6 protein-coding genes and 7 tRNA genes are annotated in these 6,621 nt (G+C 42.6%); 10 read left to right on the top strand and 3 right to left on the bottom strand.

Features of this window, described 5'->3' with window-relative positions; translation table 11 throughout:
• Window positions 1–35 precede the first annotated feature (35 nt).
• The 3 genes from VEZ01S_RS16210 (at window position 36) to VEZ01S_RS16200 (ending at window position 539) form a co-directional block, all read left to right on the top strand.
• Window positions 36–112: transfer RNA gene (locus VEZ01S_RS16210), tRNA-Asp, on the top strand.
• A 78-nt stretch (window positions 113–190) separates the two neighbouring features.
• Window positions 191–267: transfer RNA gene (locus VEZ01S_RS16205), tRNA-Trp, on the top strand.
• Between the two features lie 182 nt (window positions 268–449).
• A tRNA-Phe gene (locus VEZ01S_RS16200) sits at window positions 450–539 on the top strand.
• A 122-nt stretch (window positions 540–661) separates the two neighbouring features.
• Here VEZ01S_RS16200 and pssA read toward each other — a convergent pair.
• Entirely contained in the window at window positions 662–2,002 is a 1,341-nt protein-coding gene (pssA, locus tag VEZ01S_RS16195; protein WP_021715125.1) for a CDP-diacylglycerol--serine O-phosphatidyltransferase, read from the bottom strand.
• A gap of 103 nt (window positions 2,003–2,105) precedes the next feature.
• On the bottom strand, window positions 2,106–2,531 hold the full coding sequence (locus VEZ01S_RS16190; protein WP_021715124.1) for a GNAT family N-acetyltransferase: 426 nt from the start codon (window positions 2,529–2,531) through the stop codon (window positions 2,106–2,108).
• 97 nt (window positions 2,532–2,628) lie between these two features.
• Here VEZ01S_RS16190 and murB point away from each other — a divergent pair, with 97 nt between their 5' ends.
• Together murB and birA are read left to right on the top strand one after the other, a co-directional pair.
• A complete protein-coding gene (murB, locus tag VEZ01S_RS16185) occupies window positions 2,629–3,690 on the top strand; it encodes a UDP-N-acetylmuramate dehydrogenase (protein WP_021715123.1) in 1,062 nt (353 codons plus the stop codon).
• A complete protein-coding gene (gene birA, locus VEZ01S_RS16180; RefSeq protein ID WP_021715122.1) occupies window positions 3,677–4,636 on the top strand; it encodes a bifunctional biotin--[acetyl-CoA-carboxylase] ligase/biotin operon repressor BirA in 960 nt (319 codons plus the stop codon). The genes murB and birA overlap by 14 nt, the downstream gene beginning before the upstream one ends.
• On the opposite strand, the gene coaA is transcribed toward birA, so the two are convergent.
• Entirely contained in the window at window positions 4,625–5,548 is a 924-nt protein-coding gene (gene coaA / locus VEZ01S_RS16175) for a type I pantothenate kinase (RefSeq protein WP_021715121.1), read from the bottom strand. The two genes, birA and coaA, sit on opposite strands and share 12 nt — an antisense overlap.
• Before the next feature lie 201 nt (window positions 5,549–5,749).
• Here coaA and VEZ01S_RS16170 point away from each other — a divergent pair.
• From VEZ01S_RS16170 to VEZ01S_RS16150, 5 genes are all read left to right on the top strand, one after another.
• Window positions 5,750–5,825, top strand: a tRNA-Thr gene (locus VEZ01S_RS16170).
• Window positions 5,826–5,848: 23 nt separating this feature from the next.
• Window positions 5,849–5,933, top strand: a tRNA-Tyr gene (locus tag VEZ01S_RS16165).
• 35 nt (window positions 5,934–5,968) lie between these two features.
• A tRNA-Gly gene (locus VEZ01S_RS16160) sits at window positions 5,969–6,043 on the top strand.
• A gap of 12 nt (window positions 6,044–6,055) precedes the next feature.
• Window positions 6,056–6,131 (top strand) — tRNA-Thr (locus VEZ01S_RS16155).
• A gap of 104 nt (window positions 6,132–6,235) precedes the next feature.
• On the top strand, window positions 6,236–6,621 hold a 386-nt coding region (locus tag VEZ01S_RS16150; protein ID WP_021714314.1), incomplete at its 3' end, for a GTP-binding protein.

The raw sequence follows: 6,621 nt of genomic DNA, 5'->3' as shown, positions 1-6,621 counted from the left end.
CCAGATAAGACTTCAATGAGATAACAAATTGGTGCGGAGTGGTAGTTCAGTTGGTTAGAATACCGGCCTGTCACGCCGGGGGTCGCGGGTTCGAGTCCCGTCCACTCCGCCACTTATTTTAGAGAACCTCGCTTTGCGGGGTTTTTCTGAATCTGAGCCTTAATAAAAATTAGGTTTAGATCACAGTTTTAGGGGTGTAGCTCCAATTGGCAGAGCAGCGGATTCCAAATCCGCGTGTTGGGAGTTCGAATCTCTCCACCCCTGCCATAATTAAGGCCTCAGTCGAAAGACTGAGGCCTTTTTTGTATCTGGATTTTGGTCTCTCTTTTTCTATTTGAAACTGCATGTTCTTTCCATCTGTATGCCTTCATACACAATGAGGGTTTATAAATGGAAGGTTTGGCTAGGCACGTTATAGTCGTTGTTTAATTAAGAAACTGAAAAATTTTAGGGGTGTAGCTCCAATTGGCAGAGCAGCGGATTCCCCTAATCCTTGAAAATGGCGCGTGTCGGGAGTTCGAATCTCTCCACCCCAGCCATAATCAAGGCCTTAGTCGAAAGACTGTGCCTATCAATCTTGTTTGAAAGCAGTATATTCTAGTCAATAAAAAGCCCTCATATAAAGATGAGGGCTGATAAATGAAAAGATTGGTAGTAGATACTACAGAAGCTGCTTAAGTACTCTATCAGCCTTTATACGAGTGACTTTTCGTAATAGCTTTTGTACAGGTTCAGGGTAGTGTTCAATCTTCTCTATGTGTTTATAGCTGCCGATACGTTGGGTATCCTTAAGGATGTTCTCAAACTCTTGTTCGAACTGGGTCGCTAATTCACCGTTAGGATCTCTGACCAATAGAGCATTTTCTAAATCTAGTTTCCAAGCTCTTGGGTTTAAGTTGCTTCCAGTAATTAACATGTTCTTTTTATCGACCCACATACCTTTCAGGTGGTAACTATTCGATTGGTCTTTCCATAACAGGATATCTAACTTACGAGACGCAATATTCGCTTCATTAGCTTTTAAGAAGCGACGTAGATTCATTTCATATAAATATGGTAAGCCGCCAACAGTTTTAAATTCTTCTTCAGGATCAATAAAGAAATCGTTCGCAGTCTTGTCCCCAACAATGATAGAGATCTTAACGCCACGTCTTAATGCTTTTTTAAGCTCTCGAGCAACACTTTTAGGGAAGTTAAAGTACGGAGTGCAAATCTGAATTTCTTCTTTTGCGTCTTTGATTAATTGGATGATCGCCATATTGAGCAGGTTTCTACGCTTGCCGACACCTACGATTGGTGTAATAGCGATTTCATTTGAACCAATCTCACTACTTTCAAATTGATAGTTTGTGACGGCTAGGCTTGCTCTAAGCTGACGAATAGCCCCTTTCAATGACTTAGTTGAAGGGCGTTCCTGCTGTGTCAAAGAGTTGACCGCAGGGTTTTTAACTAGTGCATCGGTAATGTATGTTGCCATTGCGTCGGCAATTGCTGGGCTATAAATTTGATGGTATCGATCAAAACGGTATCTATCTTGATGATGAAGGTAGATATTATTGATACTGGCGCCACTATACAAAATGGTATCGTCGAAGATAAAACCTTTTAGGTGAAGTACACCGAAAACTTCCTTTCCTCGAACGGGAACACCGTAGACAGGCACAATATGTGAGTGAGACTCCGCCATACGAGTGTACATGGCGGCATTGCCATCGGATGATTCGGCACCTATCAAACCACGTTGGGCGCGATGCCAGTCGACGCAAATTTGAATATCTAAACCAGGATTAGCTTGCTTTGCTTTATAGATCTCACCAAAGACCTCTCGCCCAGCTTCATCGTCCTCGAGATATAAGGCTGCGATGTAGATACGCTTTTTGGCTGTTTTAATAAGCTCTAATAGCTGTGCTCTGAACTCTTTTGCCGAATAAAGTGTTCTAAAGTCTTTTGGATCAACGGGAACTGCTTTTAGTCCATCGATGACATTCTTAGCTAAAACCATTATAAGTATTAAGTCCTGTAAAGGGCTGATCTAGCCAACCATTTTATCAAATTTGAGGCTTTACTGCCTAGATGAATTGATAAAACAATCCTCAATAAAGCATTTATCCACAATATTGCATGATAATTAGCGGTTTTCCTGCCTGAGTGTAGCGCAAATATAGCTTTTGTAAGCTAGCTGGGAGCGCTTCAATATCGATACATCTGAAACCATAGGCACTGTACATTTGCTGTAAATGTACATAGGCAAAGCAATAGACGTTTTCATTTAGCATAGTGCTTTGGCAGTACTGTAATAAACGAGAGGCGATGCCTTGCCTTCTTGCGTCAGGGACGACCATCATGCCCGTGAGCAATTGCCATTTGTCTATATTTCTAAACCGTACGACACCCACGATACTCGTGGCGTTTTCTGCCACAAAAATATGCTCTCCACCTTTTATTTTAGTGGAGGGGTAATGAGCTTTGTAGAGCTTCTTTAAGATAGGGAGTCGAATGGGCTCCAAGCTTTTGATGATTAGACTGTTCATTAATTAACTGCGCAACGGACCTTGTTCCAGTATTATAAAGGGAAGCTGTCAATATTACCCTTTAGAAACCCTAATTGGGAATGGAACCATTAACACTATGATGCACGTTACCCCTCAAGCTGAACTGTCTTCCTACCATACCTTTTCAATCAAAGCCTATTGCGATTTTCTTGTAGAAGCTAATTCGCTTGATGATCTGATAGACATATACACCCACGCAGAATGGAAACGACTACCTAAGCTTCCTATTGGTACAGGGAGTAATATGTTATTTACCGAGCATTTTGCGGGTGTTGCTATTTTGAATCGCCTTAAGGGGAAAGAAGTCAAAGAAGATGAGAGTCATTTTTTACTAGAGGTATCAGCAGGAGAAGATTGGCCAAGTTTGGTTGAGTGGTCTGTGGATAACGGCATGTTTGGTCTGGAGAACTTAGCCTTGATTCCAGGATGTGCTGGAACGGCTCCTATCCAAAATATTGGTGCTTATGGTATTGAGTTTAAAGATGTGTGTGATTTTGTTGAATATCTTGATTTAGAGTCACTCTCGCTAAAACGATTATCTTGTTGCGAGTGCGACTTTGCTTATAGAGACTCTATCTTTAAACAGCAATTATCGGGTAAAGCGCTGATTACCAAAGTCGGCCTTAAATTATCTAAAGTATGGGCGCCAAAAACCGCCTATGGTGCTTTGCAGCAACTTATTGACGGTGAGCCTTCGGCCAGAAAAATCTTTGATGCCGTTTGCCAAGTACGTCGTTCTAAGCTTCCTGATCCTACAGTAATGGGAAATGCTGGGAGCTTCTTTAAAAATCCAGTTATCTCGACAGCGCATTTTGCTGAATTAAAAAAACAGTTCCCTAATATTGTCGGCTACCCAGCGGGAGAGAACATTAAGGTTGCCGCTGGCTGGCTTATTGATAATGCTGGTCTAAAGGGGTATTCCCACGGTGGTGCAAGAGTTCACGCACAACAAGCATTGGTTATTGTGAATTTTAATGACGCAGTAGCGGAAGATGTATTGGCTGTAGCATGGCATGTAAGACAAACAGTATTACAGGTATATCAAATTGAATTAGAGCATGAAGTACGCTTTATTGGGCGCGAGGAAGAAACTAACCTAGCGACTATATTTCAGGATAAGAACAATGAAAGACTTTAGCTTTAAACTTAAATTAATCAATGAGCTAAGCGCTGGCAGTTTCCTTTCAGGTGAGCAGTTAGGGGAGCAATTTGGTGTATCGCGAGCGGCGATAGCTCGACATATAAAATCGCTACAAGATCTTGGTATTGATGTTTATAGCGTAAAAGGTAAAGGCTATCGATTGGAACAGTCATTGGACTTACTTGACCCACAGCTACTACAAAGTCGGCTTAATTCTCCCGTTGAAGTGATTCCAGTAATAGATTCCACTAATCAGCATATGCTGGGCCAACAAGACCTACCTTCGGGGAGCGTGTGCGTCGCAGAATATCAAACTCAGGGTCGAGGACGGAGGGGACGAGAATGGGTCTCTCCATTTGGTTCAAATATCTACTACTCGATGTATTGGCGCCTTGAGGCCGGTTTACCTGCTGCAATGGGGATTAGCTTAGTCATTGGATTAGCATTAGTAGAGGCTCTAGAACGGCTGGGCATACAAGGTCTGAAGCTAAAATGGCCAAATGACGTATACCACAACAATCAAAAGCTAGCAGGTATTTTAGTTGAGCTTTCCGGACAAGCAGGAGATGCCGCAAACCTAGTGATAGGTATTGGGTTGAATGTTTCGATGCCCGAGCATGTACAAGGCATTGATCAACCTTGGACGAGTTTAAAAGAAATCTCGGACAAACAAACCATGACTCGTAATGACATTGTCGTTTCAATGACTGAAACATTACACAACGCGATTACCATTTATGAACAAAAAGGACTACAACCCTTTTTAAGCCAATGGAATCACTATGACAACTTCCTAGACCAACCTATTAAATTAATTATGGGTAATAAGGAGGTCATAGGAGTGTGTAAAGGTATCAATGAGCAGGGGGCTTTACTGCTGGATAACGGTACTAGTATTGAGGCTTATATCGGTGGTGAAATATCCGTAAGATCAGCTTCTTAATAGTATTTGGTTCACTTTATGGTCAGTGGCTTTTTTTAGAATAAGGTTCGCTCTCATTTTGGTCGGCAATATATTGGCGATGAGGTTCTTCCCATTGATCTCACACCAAATAGAGTGCGCCTTAGCGATCGCTTCTTCCTTGCTCAGTTTTGTATAGTGGCCAAAGTAAGAGTTGGTTTTTTTAAACGCGCCAGAGCGAAACTTGAGGAAGCGGTTGATGTACCATTCTTCAATCAATGAACTATCGGCATCTACATAGATAGAGAAGTCGAGAAAATCAGAAACAAAGACACGGTGTGATTGATCAGGGTAGTCCATACCGGACTGAAGAACATTTAACCCCTCTAAAATGAGAATATCAGGTCTATCTACCACTTGGACTTCATCAGTAATGTCGTAGGTTAGGTGAGAGTAGACAGGCGCCGCTACCTTCTCCTTGCCCGCTTTTACATCAGAAACAAAATCAACCAGTCTTTGAATGTCATAGGATTCCGGGAATCCCTTTCGATCCATGATGCCTTTTTCTTTTAGAACCTTATTAGGGTAGAGGAAGCCATCCGTGGTGATTAAAGCAACCTTAGGATGATCACCCCAGCGGGAAAGCAAAGCTTGCATAACACGTGCTGTGGTACTTTTACCTACTGCAACACTTCCTGCGATGCCTACAATGAAGGGGCTATGGCTATCTTCTCGGTGTAAAAAGGTATCCAGTACTCTCTGGCGTCGTTGTTGTGAACCCGCATGCAGGTTAATAAGTCGAGATAAAGGAAGGTAGATCTCTTCCACTTCTGTAGTATCTAAATTTTCATTAATACCACGTAGCTCTTCGATATCAGAATCATTTAACACCATAGGCACTGAAGCTTTTAGCTTAGACCATTGTTGTCGATTGAATTTCATATGTGGAGTCATCGGGATCCTTCCTTTTGTGCGTCGCATCAACATACATGAAGAGATAAATATTTCAATTGTGGTGAGGAAAAGGAGTGAGGATTTAATGGAAACATGATGAAAAATTAGTCTTAGCTCAATGTAAAAGCAAAAAGTATCATATTTTTGCATTTTCTTATTGCAAGGTTGGAAATCATCCCATAGAATGCGCTCCACTTATGTGCCGACTTAGCTCAGTAGGTAGAGCAACTGACTTGTAATCAGTAGGTCACCAGTTCGATTCCGGTAGTCGGCACCACTTTCTTTATGAAAGCAAAATTTGGTGGGGTTCCCGAGTGGCCAAAGGGATCAGACTGTAAATCTGACGGCACTGCCTTCGATGGTTCGAATCCATCTCCCACCACCATTTTCTTAAGGAAATAGCTCACAGAGTTACGTGTTGCGGGCATCGTATAATGGCTATTACCTCAGCCTTCCAAGCTGATGATGCGGGTTCGATTCCCGCTGCCCGCTCCAACCTATTCGTGTGCTGATATAGCTCAGTTGGTAGAGCGCACCCTTGGTAAGGGTGAGGTCGGCGGTTCAAATCCGCCTATCAGCACCAGCTCTCAAGCAATTATTTCCTTTTGATATATACTTTACATCCAATTTATTTGGTTGCGTGGTCTACAAAGCCACTTTATAAACCGTACCTAGAGGAACACGCTCGTGTCTAAAGAAAAATTTGAACGTACGAAACCGCACGTAAACGTTGGTACTATCGGCCACGTTGACCACGGTAAAACAACTCTAACAGCTGCTATCTGTACTACTTTGTCAAAAGTATACGGTGGTGAAGCTAAAGATTTCGCATCTATCGATAACGCTCCAGAAGAGCGTGAGCGCGGTATCACAATCGCTACTTCTCACGTAGAGTACGATACTCCTGAACGTCACTACGCACACGTAGACTGTCCTGGACACGCCGATTATGTTAAAAACATGATCACTGGTGCTGCTCAAATGGACGGCGGTATCCTAGTTGTTGCTGCTACAGATGGCCCTATGCCACAAACTCGTGAGCACATCCTACTTGGTCGTCAGGTTGGTATCCC

The sequence above is a fragment of the Vibrio ezurae NBRC 102218 genome (assembly GCF_000467185.1).
Classification (GTDB): domain Bacteria; phylum Pseudomonadota; class Gammaproteobacteria; order Enterobacterales; family Vibrionaceae; genus Vibrio; species Vibrio ezurae.
The sequence above is the reverse complement of the archived record's forward strand: the minus strand, read 5'-3'. Positions and strand labels throughout refer to the sequence as shown.